The 21744-nt window shown below is 40.0% G+C and carries 22 protein-coding genes; 2 read left to right on the plus strand and 20 right to left on the minus strand.

Going from position 1 to position 21744, the window contains the following annotated elements; all coding sequences use genetic code 11:
- Positions 1-59: 59 nt before the first annotated feature.
- From J2S07_RS04815 to J2S07_RS04880, 14 genes are all read right to left on the minus strand, one after another.
- The gene (locus J2S07_RS04815) at positions 60-488 is read right to left on the minus strand and encodes an SMI1/KNR4 family protein (protein ID WP_307149269.1); all 429 of its coding nucleotides are present in this window, start codon (positions 486-488) and stop codon (positions 60-62) included.
- Between the two features lies 1 nt (position 489).
- A complete protein-coding gene (locus tag J2S07_RS04820) occupies positions 490-612 on the minus strand; it encodes a hypothetical protein (RefSeq protein WP_307149270.1) in 123 nt (40 codons plus the stop codon).
- Between the two features lie 411 nt (positions 613-1023).
- A complete protein-coding gene (locus J2S07_RS04825; protein WP_307149271.1) occupies positions 1024-1326 on the minus strand; it encodes a barstar family protein in 303 nt (100 codons plus the stop codon).
- A 17-nt stretch (positions 1327-1343) separates the two neighbouring features.
- Positions 1344-2597 (minus strand): T7SS effector LXG polymorphic toxin, encoded by a 1254-nt coding sequence (locus J2S07_RS04830; protein WP_307149272.1) that lies wholly within the window; start codon positions 2595-2597, stop codon positions 1344-1346.
- Positions 2598-2611: 14 nt separating this feature from the next.
- Positions 2612-2893: a YwqI/YxiC family protein gene (locus tag J2S07_RS04835; RefSeq protein WP_307149273.1), complete on the minus strand. Its 282-nt coding sequence runs from the start codon at positions 2891-2893 to the stop codon at positions 2612-2614.
- 5 nt (positions 2894-2898) lie between these two features.
- Positions 2899-3228, minus strand: coding sequence for a hypothetical protein (locus tag J2S07_RS04840; protein WP_307149274.1), 330 nt, complete (start codon positions 3226-3228; stop codon positions 2899-2901).
- The gene (locus tag J2S07_RS04845; protein WP_307149275.1) at positions 3218-4939 is read right to left on the minus strand and encodes a sulfate adenylyltransferase; all 1722 of its coding nucleotides are present in this window, start codon (positions 4937-4939) and stop codon (positions 3218-3220) included. Before J2S07_RS04845 ends, J2S07_RS04840 begins: the two co-directional genes overlap by 11 nt.
- Before the next feature lie 82 nt (positions 4940-5021).
- The gene (locus J2S07_RS04850; protein WP_307149276.1) at positions 5022-6557 is read right to left on the minus strand and encodes a solute symporter family protein; all 1536 of its coding nucleotides are present in this window, start codon (positions 6555-6557) and stop codon (positions 5022-5024) included.
- A 12-nt stretch (positions 6558-6569) separates the two neighbouring features.
- A complete protein-coding gene (locus J2S07_RS04855) occupies positions 6570-6899 on the minus strand; it encodes a DUF485 domain-containing protein (RefSeq protein ID WP_307149277.1) in 330 nt (109 codons plus the stop codon).
- 148 nt (positions 6900-7047) lie between these two features.
- Entirely contained in the window at positions 7048-7797 is a 750-nt protein-coding gene (locus J2S07_RS04860; protein ID WP_307149278.1) for a LytR/AlgR family response regulator transcription factor, read from the minus strand.
- Positions 7794-9563 (minus strand): LytS/YhcK type 5TM receptor domain-containing protein, encoded by a 1770-nt coding sequence (locus tag J2S07_RS04865; protein WP_307149279.1) that lies wholly within the window; start codon positions 9561-9563, stop codon positions 7794-7796. Before J2S07_RS04865 ends, J2S07_RS04860 begins: the two co-directional genes overlap by 4 nt.
- Positions 9551-11104, minus strand: coding sequence for a solute symporter family protein (locus tag J2S07_RS04870; protein WP_307149280.1), 1554 nt, complete (start codon positions 11102-11104; stop codon positions 9551-9553). The genes J2S07_RS04865 and J2S07_RS04870 overlap by 13 nt, the downstream gene beginning before the upstream one ends.
- Positions 11101-11376, minus strand: coding sequence for a DUF485 domain-containing protein (locus J2S07_RS04875; RefSeq protein WP_307149281.1), 276 nt, complete (start codon positions 11374-11376; stop codon positions 11101-11103). The genes J2S07_RS04870 and J2S07_RS04875 overlap by 4 nt, the downstream gene beginning before the upstream one ends.
- A 181-nt stretch (positions 11377-11557) precedes the next feature.
- Positions 11558-12100: a hypothetical protein gene (locus J2S07_RS04880; protein WP_307149282.1), complete on the minus strand. Its 543-nt coding sequence runs from the start codon at positions 12098-12100 to the stop codon at positions 11558-11560.
- A 206-nt stretch (positions 12101-12306) separates the two neighbouring features.
- On the opposite strand from J2S07_RS04880, the gene trmL reads away from it, so the two are divergent.
- Entirely contained in the window at positions 12307-12777 is a 471-nt protein-coding gene (gene trmL, locus J2S07_RS04885) for a tRNA (uridine(34)/cytosine(34)/5-carboxymethylaminomethyluridine(34)-2'-O)-methyltransferase TrmL (RefSeq protein WP_307149283.1), read from the plus strand.
- A 177-nt stretch (positions 12778-12954) separates the two neighbouring features.
- Positions 12955-14652, plus strand: a complete 1698-nt coding sequence (locus J2S07_RS04890) for a M3 family oligoendopeptidase (RefSeq protein WP_307149284.1) — start codon at positions 12955-12957, stop codon at positions 14650-14652.
- 120 nt (positions 14653-14772) lie between these two features.
- Here the strand turns inward: J2S07_RS04890 and J2S07_RS04895 are convergent, their stop codons facing one another.
- The 6 genes from J2S07_RS04895 to J2S07_RS04920 form a co-directional block, all read right to left on the minus strand.
- A complete protein-coding gene (locus J2S07_RS04895; protein ID WP_307149285.1) occupies positions 14773-15357 on the minus strand; it encodes a HipA domain-containing protein in 585 nt (194 codons plus the stop codon).
- A 325-nt stretch (positions 15358-15682) separates the two neighbouring features.
- Positions 15683-16984: an McrC family protein gene (locus tag J2S07_RS04900; protein WP_307149286.1), complete on the minus strand. Its 1302-nt coding sequence runs from the start codon at positions 16982-16984 to the stop codon at positions 15683-15685.
- A 12-nt stretch (positions 16985-16996) separates the two neighbouring features.
- Positions 16997-19345 (minus strand): DUF8426 domain-containing protein, encoded by a 2349-nt coding sequence (locus J2S07_RS04905; protein ID WP_307149287.1) that lies wholly within the window; start codon positions 19343-19345, stop codon positions 16997-16999.
- Between the two features lie 346 nt (positions 19346-19691).
- On the minus strand, positions 19692-20156 hold the full coding sequence (locus J2S07_RS04910; RefSeq protein ID WP_307149288.1) for a hypothetical protein: 465 nt from the start codon (positions 20154-20156) through the stop codon (positions 19692-19694).
- A gap of 113 nt (positions 20157-20269) precedes the next feature.
- A complete protein-coding gene (locus J2S07_RS04915) occupies positions 20270-20947 on the minus strand; it encodes a DUF6946 family protein (RefSeq protein ID WP_307149289.1) in 678 nt (225 codons plus the stop codon).
- A 204-nt stretch (positions 20948-21151) separates the two neighbouring features.
- Positions 21152-21613 (minus strand): glycine zipper domain-containing protein, encoded by a 462-nt coding sequence (locus J2S07_RS04920; RefSeq protein ID WP_307149290.1) that lies wholly within the window; start codon positions 21611-21613, stop codon positions 21152-21154.
- Between the last annotated feature and the right edge of the window lie 131 nt (positions 21614-21744).

The raw sequence follows: 21744 nt of genomic DNA on the forward strand, positions 1-21744 counted from the left end.
AGGCATTTAGCCATCAAGGTATTAAGAAAATCTTTGAATTAACTTTTATTGGACCATAATTAACAATTAAAATATGCCTTCAAGAAATCAAAAAACGATGACCAACTTGCCTTTAACTCACCTTTAATAAGCAGTTCATCTCCACCCTCAAAATTAACTATATAAACTTTATCTGTTACAGTATCCAGTGCTAATACAGCATTTGCTGACATTGCACTTAAAACCAGATATTGCTTCGGAAAACCATGTTCCTTTCTAGAAATGAGTGTGTATGATTCAATATTGTTTTCTTCATCTGCTATATCTAGTAATTCAAAGGGTATATGCTCTTCCCAAAAAGGTCCTGCATACTGGATATAAAATTCTTGGAAAGTATCCGATGCGTTTACACCTAGCCTTATTAAAGCATCCTGAACTAGATTGCTATCTTCACGTTTATATATTTCTTCTCCTAGAACTTCATCTAGTCTCTCAGGCAAAATACTCATATTATCTTCCTCCTAAAGCATCTTCTCCTCGAATTTTCCAATAATTAATAGAATCTACTTTTTGAAACGCTCCTCTAGTTGTCTCATCCATTGGATAAAATGGGTTTAATCCGACAACGTTCAATTTTCAGCCTCCGTTACGAAGATTACAATTTATGTAACACTTTTTAAACGAATAACGAGTATTATACGACCATCTCTAGTAAAAATACAACCCAAAATTAATGAGTCAAAGACAATAAAAGAGCGCTCTTTTACGTTACCCATTGTTTATCTCCAAGAGCTTTGTCAATCTCGTTAGTTTGTTAGCTATTCCATGTCATAACACCCCTGCCATATAAAATGGTTTATCGCCAAATTCTCACACTTGTCATCCCTCCAAATATTAAAACGATACTCCATGATGCTACAACCATCATGAGCTCGATTCTCAAACAAATCATTATCGTATTGTCCCACTCAAATATTAGCCGATTTAATCTAAACTAAAGTAAAAAACCTTGAAAAGCATTTAGCCAATCAAGGTTTTAAAATATTATTTATAAACGACTTTGCATTTCCAATGTGGATATTGTTCGTTAAAATCATTTAAGAGGTTAATGAAGATTTGGGAATCTTTTGGTAGTCTCTCTTCAACGTTGCTCCACCCCTCAAAAATCAAAGTTTCAGGTAATTCAATTAGTCCAGTAATTGCATCCCAAAATGCATCCCAGTTCATTCCATAAAAATCGGGTAATTCAAGATTCTTTTTTAACAAACAATGAAGTTCAGTTGAATTTTGAACTGCACTCACATCCAATATAAGTTTATCTTGTTTTGATTCATTCTCCTGTGTCATCAATATAATCCCTCTCTTTATTTATAAGTTCCGATAAAATGAACTGTTTTATAATGATCAGTAGTAATATACATTTGCCCATCATTAGAATAAAGTAGTCTTGAACCGGGCTGTTTACTTCTTGCCATTGTGTTTTTTAGGCCTACATCCGCTTCATACCACACTCTTCCAGGGGCATTAGGTAGCACATTTGTAGTATTTTTGAATACATCTCCTCCAAGTTGCCCACCAGATACATAGTTATTAAGTGCTTTTCCCGGTTTCCAGCCGTTTAATACAGCCACATCTTTATTAACATAATATGAAGGTAATTTACCAGTTTGTCTTAAACTATCAACTATTGGATTAGCTGACTCAGTAACTTTAAGAACTTCCTTGTATTTAGCATAAAATGCGATATTGTCTGCCCCAGATTTACCCGTACCCTTAGACATCTTAGGCAACAATCGCTTACTTATAACCTTAACAACTTTTCCGAGTTCGCCAACCTTGATGATTCTTCCAGGGCCCCAGGGTATCTCCCCTTTTGAAATAGGTATTTCAGTTTTCTCAAGTCCTATTATCTTATCGAGTGCACTTTTATTTTCTTCCTCTGTAAACGAATATAATTCGGCAACTAGATTCCGATATCCTTCCCCTTCCATTAATTTCTCTGGATTGAAGTCGATGATGATACGTTTGTCACCTTCGAACATCGCATTTGCTTGTTGGACAAATTCAGTCATCGTTTGAATATCCTTCTCGACGATGTCTAGGGATCGGGTTGCTTGCTGGTCGAAAAAATAGAGATCCTCAATCGTCTTCTTCGCCCTTACTCTCCCTTGTTCGATTCCTCTTAAGGTTGCCTCATCCTGCAATCTCGGTAAGAAGACGATATCCTGTACGGATGCCATGATTTGATTGGCTTCATTTGTGAGCGATTCAGTAATATCCCTTATTTTCTTCAGCCCTTGTGGGACATTCATATCGACGAATCCCTCATGGATAAATCCATTTTCGGCTGGTTCAAATTGCTGCAGCGCTCGTTGCATTTCTCCGATTATCGTATCATAGTTGGTTAGGAAACTTTGAAAGAATTGGAGAAAGGTCTCGTGAATGTGTTGGTAGTAGTTGCGGATCGATTCTCCACCTTTTCCCTTCAGAGAATCTTCTAAGTGGATGATCTGATTCACTGCCTCCCGAATGGCTTCGATTTGCTCCTGTAGAAGCTTGATATTTTTCTGGATTTCCTTTGTCCCTGTATGGAATCCATGCACATCTAATACTTTCATCCTCTCCCTCCCTACTAGTTCGGTCCAATGAATGGTTTCGAGATTCGCCCGTCAGTTTCGATCCATTGTTGCACCGCCTCGTTTGTAGCTTTTTCACTTCTGTGAAGGAAGGCTTTGTATTCAAGGAGGAGCTGTTCAAGAGAGACTCCGAGTTCATTTAAGCGGGTGACCACATCCAGGGCATTCCTTTCCCCAATAGCGGTAGGAAACGTAGTTTGAAGCAGCCCTGCCTTTTCCTTCAACTGCACTAACGCCTCATCAATCTCTGAATATTTCCATTTTACTTCCACACTCATTCATTTCACATCCTTTTACTCGATGTACTCTCTTTTAAACGGGCTGATTCTTGTTGGATAGCTATTTCGAGAAGGGCGATCTCTCTTTTTGTTTCTTCAATTTTCATGCTTAACACCTGAAGAGAACGATTCATTTGGTGACTTTCTATGTCTTGATAGTTTAGTAGGATTTCATGGTGACGGATGCGCTCAAATTGTCTAGCGAGCTGACCATGCCATGTCACATTGCTTAATTCAGGTAGCAGACAGAATGGTTCGTTCGAAAAAAATAACCCGCCCACGATCGGACAGGTTATTCTCAACGAACTTATTTCTAAGCAAATCCTATTCCTCATCACTACCCCGATACCGCTTATATGGCAGTGGGTTCCATGTTCGGTATTCGAGATCCTCTCTACGCAAAGCAGCAGGAATATCCTGAAGGATTTTTTCCGCTACCTCTAGCTCTTGCTCGGCTTCTGATTTATCCTGATACAAGAATTCATCTGACGCTTTCTCCATGGCACGCTCTACTTTTTCCTTCAAGTTCTCAACAACCATTTCCTGCTGACGATAGATCGATTCTCGAGCTTCCGCCACCCACTGGGGCTGCACAGAACGAAGGTGATCGGTAACATAGCTGAACTCTTCAAAGATGTCCTTGTACACACGGTCTGCATTTTCGCGAACATCTTTAATGGCGGCTTCTAAATCTTCAATCGTTAGTTCACTCACCTCTAATGGGCGCTTGCGCTTGGAGCCTCCGATTCCTTTTGAATGGAGATAGTAAGGAAAAATAGACTTGATCGTCTTTCCAACCGGTGCAATGGCAAGCCCTTCCTCATCTACCCCTTTAGGCTGCACACCTTGCATAGCAATACGGGCAGACTCTGGCCTGACGATTTCCTTCGGCGGTAATACACCATACCTTAGCAGCTCACGAATCCCTGTTCCGGAAATATTAATTCGGTAGCGATCATCATGAGGACAGGTTTGCTCAGTTGCGGAGGTGTCACAGCGAGTGCAATAGAACACCTCATGAAATAGCCGAATATCAATACCTAGCTCCTCTTTCGTAAACTGATCGAAAATGGTGTGACTTGCGTATTTATCATAATAATCACCAACCCCCGCATGATCTCGACCGATTAATGCATGGGTACAGCCATAATTCTTCATAATGAGGGCATGGAGTACGGCCTCACGAGGACCCGCAAAAATATAGGTCACACGTAACGGGGAAAGAATGGTTCTTTCCTTGGGATAATACGTATCAAGCACCGCCTGATAGGATAACATCCGGAATTCATGTCTCGTATACTCTCGCTTCGCCATCTCGACTAACGGCTGAACAAATAGACCATCCATTTCCTCCAGGGCATTGCGATGAATGTATTCGTGACCACGATGCAAAGGATTTGCCCCTGTGATAAAACCAGCCACCGAGTTGAATTTTTTCTCCTCGTAAAAGAGCTTCCAAGTATCCTTCGGTTCAATTCGTAATTGTTCAAAGGGCCCCCAATGGACACGGCGAAGTAACTGTATCGGACCCCCTAATGCGGTATCCCCCATTCTGCGATAGATGGAATCGACCCCGGGGTGATTGCGGTCTGTCGTCCCAAATAGCTGCTGGGCACGGAATTCTCGGTCGTAATCGAAAATATCTTCCAATTGTAAGATCGCTACCGGCTCCTTCGATTCATCCACTAAGGCGACCTCTTCTCCCACCGATAGAGATTGAATCACCTGCTTATTGATTTCACCAATCGGTGCAAAGCTTAGCGGTACAGGCCATACAACTCCATTCGCAAGGCGCCCTTCGGTTAATACGGACTTATAATCTGCTTCATTCATGAACCCTTCATTTGGAGATAGTACGCCCGTTGCAATCATTTCAAGAGTAATGACCGCCTCTAAATCAACCATAATATAAGGAAGCTGACGTGCCCGCTCCATCGCTCGGTCCCGCTCTTCTCCAGTTAAAACACGGTCAACTAATTTTCCCCCATGTGGCTGTTGAGGATATTTTGTCACTTTTTCTTCAATTATTTCTTTGTTCAATACCAATCCGTCTCATCCCCCTAATCAAATGTTTAATATATTTTATTTTTATAAGCTCTCTATCTCTAAATCGATGTCAAATTGACACTCAATCCGCCTTCTTATAGCCTGTATGTGCCCTCACTGCAACTTCTGCGTAGCGTCTAAAATCATTTTCCTTTGAGAAAATGGTTCCGAGATAACCACCAAGGAAGCCTAATGGCACACTCACAAGGGCGGGATTGTCTAATGGGAAGATCGGGTTGCCGACAAATAAAGCGGCCCCTTCCACAGGGGAGAATACGCTTGGACTCATTGACACGAGAACCAATGCAGAAATCAATCCTGATAGAACTCCCCAAACAGCACCAGACGTATTAAAGCGCTTCCAATATACTGTATATAGGATAACTGGTAGGTTTGCACTTGCTGCGATACAGAATGCTAAAGAAACAAGGAAGGCTACGTTTAAGTACTGAGCCCCTAATGATAATAAAATAGATACAACCGATACACCTAGTGCGGCATAGCGAGCGGCTAACATTTGTTCTTTTTCAGTTATCTTTCCTTTTTTAATGATTTGTCCGTAAATGTCATGGGCAAATGCCGATGCTCCTGATAACACAAGGCCCGCAACGACCGCTAAGATGGTCGCAAATGCAACCGCTGAAATGAATGCAAATAGGATATTTCCACCAATTGCCTCAGCTAAAAGTGGTGCAGCCATGTTACCGCCCTTGTTCGCTGCCAGAATTTCACTTTCCCCTACGTAAATGGCAGCTCCAAAGCCAAGGAATAACGTTAGGATATAAAAGATACCAATTGTCCAAGTAGCTGTAATAACAGAGCTTCTAGCCGTTTTTGCATCCTTTACCGTGAAGAAGCGCATCAAGATATGTGGCAAGCCAGCAGTTCCAAGGACTAAGGCAAGCATTAATGAAAGCGTTCCCAAAGGATTTTTGTATTTAATGCCTGGATTTAGATAATCAGCACCATGACTCGTTGCCGACTTCACTTCCGTAAACATAGCCCCGATATTAAAATTAAATTTCATGAGTACGAGGAAGGAGATGATAATCATTCCTGCCATCAACAGGACAGCCTTTGTAATCTGTACCCAGCTCGTTGCGATCATTCCACCAAAGAGAACGTAAATCGTCATCATAACCCCAACAATTAACACGGCGATCCAATACGGGATATCGAATAAAAGCTGAATAAGAGCACCGGCACCAACAAGCTGTGCAATCATGTAGAAGAGAACAATCGTAATTGTACTAAGTGCAGCAGCCCCTCTTACCTTTTTCGCATCAAAGCGCGAATTGATCATGTCTGCTAATGTGTATTTCCCAAGGTTCCGTAATGGCTCTGCCACTAACAGCAACACAACTAAATAGGCGATCAAGAACCCAATACTATAGAAAAATCCGTCAAATCCTTGTAAAGCAATCATTCCTGCAATCCCAAGGAACGAGGCAGCCGATAAATAATCGCCAGCTATCGCGAGGCCGTTCTGCCATCCAGTCAGTCCACCACCTGCCGTATAAAAATCACCAGTGGATTTCGTTTGTTTTGCTGCAACATAAGTGATAATCAATGTAAGAATGACGATTGCAAGAAAAAGTGTAACGACGATCGGATCCATCTACATTCCCCCTTATCTTAATTGTTCTTGAATAATTTGTTCAGCCTCTTTATCAAAGGTCCCTGCCTTCTTGACATAGATGCCACTTAACACCCACACCATCACAAACTGGGAGAAAGCAAAAATCCAAGTCCATGAAATATCTCCAAAAGCTGAGGTGTTTAGAAATTTCGTGTAGGAGGTGAAAATCGGCAATAAGAAGTAAAAAATCATGAAAAATATGGTCATCGGTACAATAAATTTGTTCTTTCTGCTCAAAAATTGTTTAAACTGCGGACTGCTTTCAACCTTCACAAAATCAATTTCCTTCATGCTGCTCGTCACTAATTCCTTTTGAGCCAAAATCAACCATCTCCTTCCATTTATATAAAAGTAATTATATATATTCTGAATATTATAAATTTGAAAAATGGTTAAACGGTTGAAATCCATGCATGAATGGTTATTTATGAGATGTGAATGGTTACCCGGCCTCACGGAAGCCAGAACCTCATTTAAAGATATCCAATATGGTTTTGCTCGCAGCGCGACTGACCGGGATTTTTGTCCGATTTTTATCCTTTAATGTCAAATTGCTTGTTCCATTGAACCATGGGGTTATTTCTAAAACATGATTTAGATTGACTAGATAACTACGATGGGGACGAAAGAATACATGTCCCTCCAGCTGATTCTCTAATTCTTGTAAAGTCATCCGACTCATAATCACCTTATCCTCAGTATGAATCTCTAAATATCGTTTATTTGGTACGGCATAGTAAATAGACTCTGGAGAAACGACCACCATCCGTTCTCCGTCATCAATTAACAGCTTAGATACAGTGGTTTTCACCTTTTTTTCCGTTGGTGCAAGATGATTCCTTCGATTTGCGATACTTTTTCGTATACGGCTCATCGTCCTTTGAAATCTGATCTCGTCATATGGTTTTAATAAGTAATCCACTGCTTCTACGTCAAAGGCATCCATCGCATACTCATCATAGGCCGTGGTGAACACAAATAAGGGAGTCGTCGCCGTTTCCTGTTTGATAATCGTTCGGGCTGCCTCCATTCCTGTTAAGCCCGGCATCTCCACATCCAAAAAGATAACATCCGGTCGATGTTCAAAATAGAGCTCAATTAATTGCTCACCTGTCTCAGCATGAGGAGTAAGAATAATGTCCTTCTCTTCTTTCAATAAATAAAGCAATTCCTTTCTTGCCATCATTTCATCCTCAGCAATCATCGCATGTATTTTCATCCCATCACCTCACTGGCTTCAAATTGATTTGGAATTGGAATCGAAAACTTCACTTCACTGCCCCCAGAGGACAAATTTCGAATATGCAATCTTGCTGACTCTCCTAACAAATGAACCAATCGTTGGTTCACATTAAAAATACCCGTCCCATTATGCTCGTCACTTACTAATGGCTGTAGACTGACAATCGGTAGAATCTCTTTTGGAAAACCACTCCCATTGTCCCGAACTATAACGACAAGTCTCCCAGCCTCTTTTTCAATTCGGATTTCTATCCTTGCACCCTCTGCGATATTCTTTAGGCCATGTTGGACCGAATTTTCAATCAAGGGCTGAATCGTCGATGGCGGTATATAAATGTTGGAAAGATCGTCTGGCTTATCAAATTGAATATCCAACCTTCCTTTAAAACGTTCCTGAATAATCGAAGTATACGCCTCAGCATGCTCACACTCTTTTTCCAGTTCAACCAATGATCTCGAGACCAAACGCAAATTAAACCTCATATAGCTTGCTAACTGCAGCGTTAAATAGCGTGCATTCCCGGGATTTTCTCGAAATAAACCAGCAATTAATTGAAGGGTATTAAATAAAAAATGCGGATTGATTTGGGCTTGTAGATTCCTTAATTCTGCATCTCGAATATGTGCCTTTAGTTTTTCCGCCCCAAGCATGTTCAACTGGTCGGAGATAAATTGTCCGAGCCCTTGTGCCATCATCATTTCAACTGGAGAAATATGCTCAGATTTTCGGAAATAGAACGTAATCAGATACGTAACCTGGTCATCTTCAATAATCGGAATGAAAATCGCTGCCTCAAGACCACATTTTTTATGAGTACAGATAGAGTCTGATTTCACATCAGTAATCTGAAGCTTTTTCAGTTTAATCGCCCTTTGTGCTGGAAGTGCGGTAATCGGATCGCCAAAACGATGATGATCCTCTCCCATTCCCTTATGGGCTAAGACCTCTTTACCATCCGTAATGGAAACCGCAGCAAGTCTTAAGCGACTATACAATAGATGGGCTAAACCATTCGCAACCTCAAAAGGAGAATCTTTTTTTAAAAATGGCAGTGCTTCCTTGGCGATCGTTAAGGCTTGTTTCGATGCCAATGCCGCCTCATTTTCCTGCTCCCGTAAAACAATGCCGATCATCGCTGTAAAAATAGCGATCGCTGCACTATTTGATAGTACAAGAGGTAAGCCAATCATATTGACAAGGGCAATCATATCGATTTGATCTGTGTACATGATCAGTAATAACTGCATATGTAGCACTGGAGGAAAAACGCCTATAAATAAGGCCTTCATCGGAGAAATGACCCGTTCATTGGAAAAGAATCTCGCTGTCAAGCCTGCCAGCAAACCAGTAAGAGGATTGACAAGCGCATTGGCTACTGCTCCGACACCCCCTAGAAAAAGGAGGTGGATCCCGGTAATCACCCCTGCTCCAAACCCAAGGACTGGTCCTCCTAATAATCCAGCAATCACAATGGCAACAAGGCTCATGCTCACAATTAAATGACCTTGCTCTAACGGAAATATAACGAGATGATGACTGAACACTCCATCCTCATGGATGACAATCCCGATCGTGGTACTAGCTATTCCAAATAAACCAAACACCCCTGCATGAACGAGCGACATTTTCACATTATAATTACGGTACAATAATGACTGGAATCCAGGTGTACGTGTCATCACAAAAGCAATAATAAGGAGGAGACCCAAGCGTTCAAACAAAATAATTGTTAAACTTTCCATTTCTTTTCTCTCCTTGAGGTAAGTCCCGACTGCGATTGAATATAAAACTCGTTAAACTCTTGCTTTGATTGGGATTGCTTGCCTGAAAGAATGGATCCCACAATGGCTCCGAGAAAGCCCATTGGAATGGTAATAATACCGGGATTATAGAGAGAAAACACGGCCTCTCCTCGAATCCATCCATCATTAGGATTCATAATATACGGGCCCAAACAGACGAATAAAAGGGAAGCAGCAAGTCCGCTAAAAATCCCGACAATGGCCCCCACTTGAGTAAAGCGCTTCCAATAGATCGTTAATAAAAGAACCGGGAAAATGCTTGATGCGGCCACAATGAACGTGATCGAAACGAGAAAGGTTACATTAATGGTCTCCAAACGTAACGCAAATAAGGTGGACATCATTCCGATTCCTAATGCCGACCACCTGGCAGCCTGGAGTTGCTCTTGCTCAGTTGACTTCCCTCTTTTTAGCACATGATGGAAAATATCATGGGCAAACGCAGTCGTGGCGGAAATGACAAGACCCGCAACAACGGCAACGATGGTTGTAAAGGCAATCGCAGAAACAAATGCCAGCAAGAAGTCACCTCCTACCGCTTTCGCAAGTAATGGGGCGGCTAAATTTCCAGTAGGATCAAGCTCCATCAGCAAATCGTATCCTAAGAGCGCGACAGTCCCAAGGCCCAAGACGAGTGTCATGACATAAAAAATGCCAATAATCCATGTTGCGCTTATGAGAGACCTACGAACCTCAAGTGCATTACTAACCGTAAATAATCTTATTAAAATATGGGGCAATCCCGCAGTACCAAGCACTAACGCAAGCTGTAGTGAAAGGAATTCCAGTGGATGATCAAACAAGTTGCCGGGATTGAAAAATACTTCACCTAGTGGTGTCCCTGTCTTTACTTCTCCAATTAACCTCTCTACATCAAAGTTAAAATGAGAAAAAACGATTAGCGTGAGTAAAAAGGTTCCTGACATTAGCAGAACGGTTTTCACAATCTGAACCCAAGAAGTCGCGATCATCCCCCCTATAACAACGTAAATCGTCATTAATCCCCCGATCACAATCACCGAAATGGAATAGTCGATATCTAGCAGTAATCGAAGTAAAAATCCTGAAGCAACTAGCTGAGGGATGATGTAGAGGATGGAGATAATAAACGTACAAAAAGCCATAATTAATCGCATCTTCTCACTTGGAAACCGGGAACAAATCACATCTCCAAGAGAATATTTCCCGAGTCGATGAATCGGTTCAGCAATTAAAAATAAGACAACAAGATAAGATACTAAAAATCCAATGGAATATAAAAAACCATCATATCCACGGATGGCAACCATCCCAACGATTCCTAGAAAGGAGGCTGCACTAATGAAATCTCCCGCAATCGCCAGTCCATTTTGAAAGCCTGTTAAAGTCCCAGCTGCAATATAAAACCGATTCGTCGTTTTACTTCGCTTCGCTGCCCAATAAGTAATAATCAATGTGCAAACAATGATATAAATAAGAAATAAAAAATAAGTAGGATTCACAACGATTCCTCCTTATCGATTGCATCCAGCTGTCGTTCAATTTTTTTGGCGGTACGATGATATAGTCCACAGAAGAACCAAGTCATCGGAATCTGTAAAATCGCATACAACCATGCCCAAGAAATACGAAACATAAAGCTCGGTTGATTCATGACATCAGGAATGAAAATCAGAGACAGAGGAAGCAAAAAATAAAACAGTAAGGCGGCAGCTAAAGCAGGTACCATCCGCTTCTTTTTCTGGTGAATCAATTCTAAAACTTTTTCCTCCATTCCCCTTCCTCCTGTTTAATAAGTCTGAAAAATCAGTAAAATATATCCAAATAATACATGAAGAAGTTGGACTTGTAAAGTTGAACCTATCGCTTCATAATTAGAAAAACCGTACTATCTTAAAATTAGTACGGTTACTAGAGTCCTATTTTCATTGCTCATTTAATAGTTTCAAGTCCCCTCATTGCATATGCTCCGACAGAAGGTACGAGAGCTTCACTTTCATTTCTTCCGTTGTCACAATGCAGCTGGTACCGGAGAATCGCTCTTTTATTCGCAGCTCGTAGCCGTGATTCACCTCTTGTGAATACCCATAGTATTTATGATTTGAATCGATGGGAACAAAGCTGAAATCTTTGATATTGTTCCACGGGATGAAACGTCCTTCACTTAATAATCCATCCTCTACAAAGGCAAACCCATTTACAAGGTTACTAGAATTGATCAGAAGCAATAATAGCATCAAATCGAAGGCCCATTGTTCACTCCCAAAGTATAGGCCCAACACATATAAAATAATAATAAATGTAAGTATGAGTGCATAGGTGGCCCGATTTTCCTTTTGGCGAGAGGCCTTGTCCTGAGGATATTTTCGAATCGCAGTCCACTCTTCCTCTGCAACTGGAAACAAAATTACCCCCTTTCTCTTTTTGGAATAACAGACAAATTGATAAAGCTTGTAGCAAATCGCCACGAGTAATAAAACCGTTGTGAATAGCTTCAATATCATCACCCTCTACTTATGTTAGTAAACTATTCACTTACTATATTACTATATTTTCCTTCCCAGTGTAAATTTGGTTCGACCTTTCGCTTCATGCTTCTCTATCCAGATTGCAGAAGAACATATGAGGATTGAACCAAGTCATTTATCTTCCCGATAAATATGCTATAATTTAGAAGGTAAAATAATGATCGAGGTGACGATTTTTGGGAATACATGTTGTACTATATCAACCAGATATCCCAGCTAATACTGGTAATATTGCACTTACTTGTGCCGCAACAGATACAGCTTTGCATTTAATCCGGCCACTTGGCTTTTCAACAGATGAAGAAATGTTAAAACGAGCAGGCATTGATTTCTGGGATTCTGTTAACATCACATATTACGATTCATTGGATGAATTCTTTGCAAAAAATGAAGGGGAATTTTTCTTTATCGAGACGTTTGGTGAAAAAACACATTCAGCCTATGATTTCAGTGATGTAGCAAAGGACTATTATTTTATGTTTGGAAAAGAAACAACGGGCTTGCCTATGGATTTACTCGAAAAACATAAAGACCATTTTCTGAAAATCCCTATGAATGAACATGTTCGTTCCCTAAACCTCTCCAACACTGCTGCGATCTTAGTGTATGAAGCATTGCGCCAGCAGAGATATCCGAATTTAAGATGAAAAATCTTCCGTTTGGAGGATTTTTTTGCTTTAAATTTCAATTGGGGCCTTCATCTATCCAATGAAAGACCGAACTCCCTCCAGAATCCATCACTAAGGCCTTCATTTGAAAAAACTAGATAAAACAACTATGTTTCGATATTATAAATATTGAGATAATTAGGAGGGATGAAATCCATGACACAAGATCATAGTCAAAAATATTATAAAGAATTAATTGATTTACAAGATGTAGAAGGGCTAGAAGCTCAGTTCCAAAGTTTGCTAGATATTCCGATTGAATCCGTTTCTGACCTTGAAAAATGGTTAATTGATGAAAAGAATTTAATGATAAAAATTATGGAAGCGATGACAGGTCACGAAGTCGACTTCTACCGGAACACAGAGGATGCAGATATCAAGTCGACATACCTTCACGATCAGCAAGTCATTCAGCCACTTTTACTGAAGTATGAAGCAAAGCTTAATGAAAAATGCTGTAAGTCTCCTTTTTTTCTTCAATTAGACGAAAAGCGTTATGGCTTAATGCGACGCGTTCGTGAGTCCAAGGTTACCTTGTTCAGAGAAGAAAATATTCCATTGATAGTAAAAGAACAAGAGCTTTCCACGAAGTATAGCGAAATAATGGGAGGATTAACTGTTGAATGGGATGGGGAGGAAAAGCCTTTTCCATTTATCCAATCCCAACTCGACAATCTAGATAGAGCCGTAAGAGAAAAAGCTTATCACAAGATGATCTCAGCCTTTCGTCCAATTAAGCCCGAATTGGATGCCATCATGGACGAGCTCGTTCAAATACGCCATCAAATCGCTTTGAATGCAGGCTTCGAAAATTATCGGGATTACATATTTGTAGCCAAAAATCGTGAGTATACGGTTCAAGATTGTTATGACTTCCATGAAAATGTTGAGAAACATATTATTCCAGCTTGGAATCGACTCGCAGAGGTTTTTAAAGCCAAGCTTGGTGTCGATACCTATCGTCCTTGGGATAACACCGCTAAATTGATGAAAAACCCACCGTACTCAGAGGTGTCTACTCTTATGGATGGCGTTTCTGAGATGTTAGGGAAGACCGACCCATATTTTGCAGATCGTTTCGATTACATGAGAGAAAATGGTTTACTAGATCTTGGAGATCGGAAAGGAAAAAGCCCTGGTGGTTTCTGTACATCCTTACCTGTTTCAGGGGAAACCTTTGTCTTTGCAAACTTTAGTCCATCCTTTTTCTCTCTGATCGCATTAATTCATGAAATGGGCCATGCCGTGAATGGCTATCTCGAGTTCTCCGAACACGGGCCTATTGAAGACTACCAACACCGATCAGAAATTGCTGAACTGTACTCTCATGGAATGGAATTGCTCTTATTGGATAAGCTGGATCGTTTTTATCCTGATGAAGAAGATTTTAAGAGTGCACAGCGTGAAGAGCTTAGACGGGCATTTACCATGTTAATCGGCCCATTATCAGGGGATCTTTTCCAGCATTGGATGTATATGAATCCTCAGCACACTGCCAAAGAACGTGATGAAAAATACTTTGAAATCTCAAAGCGTTATGGCTTAAATCCTGTCGATACTTCTGGATATGAAGAAGAAATTGGGATGAGCTGGGTAGGCACCATCCATTATTTCCAATATCCTTTCTATAATATTGAATACTCCATGTCGATGCTTGGTGCTTTACAATTACTTGAAAATTATCAGAATAACCCTGAGCAAGCTGTCGAATCCTTTAAAAAAGGAGCAGGTGCGGACTACAATCAATCCATTGCAGCTATTTATGAAGAAACTGGGGTCAGTTTTGACTTTTCAGAGCCAACCGTTAAACGAATGGGTGAATTCCTAGAAAAAGTTATTCAAAACCTTCATTAACGAAGAGCATGGGCAAAAAAGTCACAACTAGTGAGGTGATCTAGTTGTGACTTTTGCTTTCTCGTCAAGGGATCTATTCAGAAACATCCCAATTGCCCTGCAACCTGGCGTACAGTATTGTTAATAGTGTTCATCAAACATTTTTTTATCTCTCAGCATCCTTTTGATTCGCTCTTCTGGCAATTGAAATCCTAAAGAAGCACCATTATCATAAATGGGAGCCATTCTATATCCACTTTCTCCATATATTATTCCCCAATTATCACAATGTCTATCCTGATTCCCTATTAAAGCATCAAAAACAGGGATTTGAATAAATTCCTGTTCAAGGTTGAATCTGGATAAGACGTTCATCATATTAAAGAAATCATAATATTTTAAGTTATATCGGTCGAAGTCCTCTGCAATGGTAAAAAACAGGTCTCCCCCTTCATAGAACTCCTCTTTTTGGTTAACAAAGTTTTTAGCTAAAACAGCGATAATGTTATCACGTTTTGCCAAAGTTACATCCATGATGGAAAGTCCCATTGCTTTACCAATTTCAGAAGCCACCTTCTCAGCCCAAGCTTCCCCAGTATTCTCTTTTGGTATTTTAAAGAGATAACGATGTCCCGTTTGAGGATTTATTAACCAAAATTTCGTTCGAGTCCCTGATACCTGTCGCTTTTCATCAATTTTCCAATTAGTTACGTCTAATAACTCCATTATATTATCCTTTTTTCAGGTTCTTAAATCAATTATAGAATACACCGACCATAATTGTCACTAATATTGAGACTGATAAAGGAGCATAAAACTTAGATTTCAGAATAAATACATTTTTCCTTCCTTTATTAAAATCTTTAATATTTAGCATATAGAACAATACCATAATGCTATTTAAGAAATACCAGCCCTCAATTCAAAGACTGGTATTTTTGATCGATTCTTCGTAAATAAATTGCCTATTTCGATCTTTGACAAACACGATGTAAAAAGGGCTTATTCTAATTATAGGGCTTGTATGAGTCCCCGTGCTCACAACTACTGCCTAGTAACCGGATAGCCTCTCTTTCAACACAGCAAGACTTTCCTCAATATTCGCCACATCGACAAAAAACAACCGGACCTGCGTTTCAATCGCATCGTCTTGAAGGGACTCAAAGCGTATATCCAAATCCTTCATTTCCTCATTCACCGGGTAGAGCAGCCAAATTTCCTTCGTGTTGTATTTCTTTGAGTAGGCATACATTTGGTACATATCTGCTTGCGAGATGCCGTAATTTTTCCGTGGTTGATTGGTAAGAGACTTCCATTTTGTATCTAGTACGATAGGGCTTTGCCCGTGACGTGTGATCACTATGTCTGGTCGCAAGGCAAATTTCTTCGGCTGATCAATTAAATAATAACCCCGGTCTTGTGTGGAGACCTCCCATGGAAGATCTGCTAATGCTTGCTTCAAGTGCTTCGCGACATACGCTTCAAAGACTTTTTCCATTGGAAAAAGGAGTGCTCTAGCGGTCGTATTTCCCGAGAATGTGGTAAAGCTCTGATTTAAGAGGAATACCTTTGACCACTGCATGAGCGCCTCGTAATCCTCTGTATTTCGGTCAATGACAACGAGTGAAAAGTCTCTCGTATAATTACTGGAAGGCTTCACCATTTCAAAGTGCAGGAGTAACTGCCTAATTTCTTTCAAATTCGCTGTACTGCTTGATAGTTTTTGTAATTTTAATAGCGTAGATTTAATTAATCGATTCTCCGGCCGATTGATGTCAAATTCATCATATCCTACATAGAATCGTTCTTTGTGGATCAGATTTCTCTTAATATGCTCGCCAACATTTAGCTTCCCTTTATAGTAATTTAGGTTGTCCTGCACAGGCAGATAGACCGAACGCAATCCCTTTTTCATCAGGTTACGAACTTCTTGGATGTACATATTTATGAAGATTTCATAGAGATTCATTTTATCAATTTTCAAGTGGGCTTCATTGAAAACCTTACTCGGAAAGTCCTTCATGCTTCTTAGCATCTGGAGGAACGTCTTTTTCGTATCCTCCACTTCACTAGAAGAGACCTTCGGAAGAATTTGAATCTGAAATCCATTCTTCATTTGGATAAGACCAACGTAGTTCCTTGCCTGAATGACCTTGCCTACATGTCGCCGTACGCTAATTTTCAGAAAGTCCATCGCTTCTGCTTGTTCATGTTCACTAAATGCTAGGATGAAACTTTCAAGTTCTTCGAACGTCTTTTGATTTAAGTATTTGTAATGAGGATCGTCCTTGTCCTTATAATCTTCATTACAGGTTATGGACTCAAACTCTCGAACTTCCAACCGCTTGTCCATCATGTCACCACTTTAATAGATTAATTTATAGCTTTCTGGCTGGTAGAAAGCACTCTTTTGAATCGCATACTTTGTTTCAGGCAAGTCGTCAATATCTGGATTTCCTTTGAAGACTTCCCTTACCTTTATGTCCTGATCTAGAATGAATTTATGATCGGGATTCTCCTTGGCGTTATCTCCTAAGACGAGCTGAATTTTACGATAATCCTCATAAAAATATTCTTGTAGCAGCGGAAGAATCGCATTCAAGAAGATTCCAGCGAGATTTTCTAATGTCGGATTCTTAGCTAAAGAGGTGAAATAGGAGTGACCAATCGTATGCTCACGATCATATAAATACTCGATCCGGTCATTTATCGTCCTCAACATTTTCGGTACATCAATACCCTCAACATCCCCGATGCCTAATTTCGTTAAAATGTTTTCGTCTGGCATCATTTCAATGAAGTGAAATCTTCTTCTAAGGGCCGTATCCATCAAAGAAATCGAGCGATCCGCAGTGTTCATCGTACCAAGAATATAGACATTTTTCGGCACACCAAATTCATGGCTTGTATACGGAAGAATCGCGGTTGCGGCTTCGTCTTCCCCTAATCGCTTCGTCGATTCAATCAAGGTAATTAACTCTCCGAAGATTTTGGATATGTTGCCACGGTTGATTTCATCGATGATGAAGACGTAAGGATCCTGGTTTTCTTCTATATTAAGATCATCACTCTGAGCGTATTTTTCGACTAGTGCCATACCCTTTTTAAGATCTATATTGCGAAGTGGATAGACAGTTTTTCGGTCTAGCTTAGTCTGTTTGTTCATTTCATATACTTTCTCATCGATGTCAGTCTTAATCCACTGAACTTTCCGTGTTCTAGGATATTTTTCGGCTGTTTCGTCGTATTCATAAGGACCTGCAATGACACCGATCCCATCAATCGAAGTATTATTTTTTTGAATAAAAACAATGTCCCCTTCTTGCATTTCTTCCTGGAAGTTTAATAGAATTCTTCTCTCGCTCTGATTGATCCCTTCTGTTTCGTCGGTCACGGTCTTTTCGATTTTTGCCCAGCCAATCTTAATATAATCGTTCAGGAAGCAATCCTTTTTCAAGTCGGTTTGGCCAGTTCCACCAAGTAAAACATTCCAGATGACAGGGTTTTCGCGAATCTTTAAAGAAGAGGTTTGAACCTTTACTTCCTTCGCTTTTTCACAAAATCTCTTAAACACCCCTGATGCATACTCATATTGAATCTCTGAAGGGGCATCATCCTCTTCTTTGTTAATCACTGGCTTGATCCCCTCAATAAATTCCTCATATCCGTAGGATTGATGGAAGGTTGTGAATGCTATTCTCCCTACGGATTTATACGAGAGATATTTTTCATAAATAGCTGCATATTCTTCTTTTTGAACCTCTTCTAACGGTCTATTTTCAATAATTGAAACCGCGTAGGTCACCGTATGATAGGTCTTCCCTGTTCCTGGTGGCCCATATAAAATCATATTTTTATTTTTCATCAAAGCATCTCCACCTACATTTGTCTCTTCTTGAACCCAAAGCGCCGTGTAATCCGTTTGCACAAATTTCTTCATCTCTTCCACCGTCTTAATCCCAAAGGAAGTCTGCACGTGATTTTCTAAATCAAGATTCGGCTGCTCTTTGAACCCATTGAACTCACCATGGAAGGAGATCCGTCTCGTCGTATCTTCTCCTTCTCGAAGGTATTTATATGTATGATTATCATGATCCGCATTACACCATTGTGAGATTCTGGCGTTATCCACATTTTGCCTACACAGTTGTTGTGCCTTTTTCTGAATGTCACTTTGTTTGAAATAAAGCATTTCTTTTTTCGGATTTTCGGTTCTTTTAAAAGTTTCATATGTCAATAGTCCAGTTGCCAGCCATACCGAGGCAGCTACATCCTTCAGCTTCGTAAAAATGACTGGTTCCGGATATTCCAAATCGGGATAGAGCTCCTTTAATGCCTTCGCCAGTTCTGGTCGAAGCTTCCATTCAAAATGATTATTTACCTCTTGCCCATAAAAAAGAATATACCAATAGACATCAGCCTCACTGTCGTCCTTAGTTGGTAGATTCTTAATTTCCATCTTCTTTACGATTCTCTTTGCTAAAGCATTCGCTAAGCCAATATAGTGATTAGGCGTATTTCCCAGCTTTTCACTTACTTCCTTACAAGTCGCTGCGTGATTTTCAAAGGTATAAATACATTTTAGATGTTCAATATTACTCTCATAAAAAACACTAGGGTTCTGAAGCATTTCCTGCCACTGTTCCTTCGTAATATTACCCTCGTAATCGTAGTACCGTGGGTATGCCTCATCAATTTTTTCCTGTAAGTTCATTCCGTTCGCCTCTCGTTATATATGTCGCATTTTGTTGTAAACTCTTCAAGAAAAAGTATACCATAATCTTCTAGGCGGTATATCTAACTCAATTCGATAACGGCGACGCTAATGAACCAATTAGATGTTCCGAAATAAAAAAGGGAAACTCCTATCTATTAGGAATTTTCCCTTTTTGTATTAATCCACACTACTGTCAGTTCATTACGTTACTTAGAATTGGAGGTAATAATAGTAGTATTATCGCAATAAGCTTAAGCAATAGTGATATTTTCTTCGGGAGTTTTTCCTGCCCTTTTCCTCTATACCACCCACTAAATTAACTTTAGCATATGTTGACTTTATTCTACTTTATGACCACATTCCCCACATACTGAGCACTACCAGCTGAATTCGTAAATACCACTTCTAAAATATAATGCCCCCTCGTCTTAGGAAACTGAAACTCTCGAGAGTCGTCTAAATCAAGTTCGATTCGTTTGTCATCTTGTAAGAGGGCTGCGGTTATCTTTTGGTCCGTCCAAATATCGCCCCCATTGTTTTCGTTCTCTTTAAAATTCAAGTAACTCTTTTGTCCTGAGAACACAATGATTTCATCCAGTGATGCTGCGAATTCTTCCACATCTTCAATCTTTTGCTGTACATCTTCACTAGCTGTCTTCCAACTAACATTTGCTTCTGTTAATTGAACAGAGGTAAGATCCAAATCTAAATGAGCTGTGGGTACGCCCACATCATAGTCTTCTCCAAAACATCCAGTAAGTGCAAAAGCTAAGAGCAATCCTGCACATAATTTGAAAAATAGCTTCATGTTACACCTCAATATGTATTTAAAAATTGATGAAAAATGATTTGACCCCTTTTCTTATTTAGCAACTCGTATTTTGAAAGATTGATTCTTTCATAGTTAGAGCAGAACTCGGATCATTTTTGTTTCTCCCCAGTGACCCATGCAAAATATACATGAATCCCATCAAGTAGGATTGGACCGACGATTTCATTCTTTTTGGCAGATAGTTCAAATAATTTGACAAAATCACGATAATCCTCAAACCATTCCCCTGTCTCACTAAACGAATGGACAAGCATAAGTGCATGATTCGCATTCACTTTTCTCGCCTCGAGCAAAGCTGATGCGGTTCGATGGAGCAGTTGATACCTTTTGTTTTTAATCGTTTTCTCTTCCAAATTGAGGAGATTGAGCAAGAATTCGAGCCGCTTTTTCTTGCCATCACTTGGTCGTACACCTAACCATGCCTCAACTGTTTCACCAAAAGGCTCCGAAACCTTTCCTTCAACCATGATCGTCAGCAGTTCATCACCTGATTTTGCCATAAGATAGAGATCGTTTTGCGAACCGGCACCCCCTCCAGGCAATGCAACCTTATACTCAGGAAATGCGTACAATATTTCCACATCATGAAACACAGGAATTTGGCATTGCTTAAAAACTCTTTCAACACATGATGGTAGATTCCTAGCTCCTTCCCAGCAATGTGCGAGCTCATAAGCCGAATATCCTGCTTTCCATTGTTTTTCTGGATTTGCTAATAGAGCTTTCCATGATTCAGAACCGTTTGTTGAAACATAATATTTTCCCATTAAAAATCTTCCTTCCAAGAATCTATTTTCCCACTAGAAAAACCGTACCTTTTCCATAGGAGTACGGTTTACTATCATCCTATTCATTTCGTTCTCGCACCATAGCATTTCACGTGCTCCAACCGAAAGTCCTATTTGCTATTGTAGGAATATGGTGGATCATAACAGCCATCGTAACAGATGTGCCGCTTCCACGATTTAAGCCTAAATCGTATTTCCTTTTTTCTTCGCATCTGCATCCAGAGCTGCGCCAATCGCCAAACCTATACTCAGTCCTATTGACATTCCAAAACCAATATTATCAAAAATCGTTAATCCAAACACGACGCCCATACTTAGTCCGAACGACATGTAGATAGCTAGATAAGTTCCCTCTGCCACAAGCTTATGCCGCTTTTGCAGATGTGAGGCAATCTGATTGATAACTTTATTATGAGGTTTCAAGGTGTCCGTTTGCAGCAGATCCAACCTCTCTTGAAGATCAGAAAAATGTGACTTCAGCTCAAGAAGTTTTTGTTTGCATTCCATGCAGCTATCTGAAAAGGAACTTAGCCGATCAATCAATCGTTCGCATTTATCTAGATTAAGCTTCTTCGCAGTCTGCTCATCAACGGCATCCTTCATTTCTCTAACCATAGTCTTTAAATGCTCCACTTCATTCTGCAACGAAAACACCTCCGATATGTAATCAGCTACTTAGTTATACGATTTCGTATGGAAAAGGTTTCAAAATATCCTCTCCAATATGGCAATTGTAACCATAAAAGGAATCGGTACGTCTATGTAGTAAAGGATGT

This window comes from Anoxybacillus andreesenii, assembly GCF_030813005.1.
GTDB classification, from domain to species: domain Bacteria; phylum Bacillota; class Bacilli; order Bacillales; family Cytobacillaceae; genus Robertmurraya; species Robertmurraya andreesenii.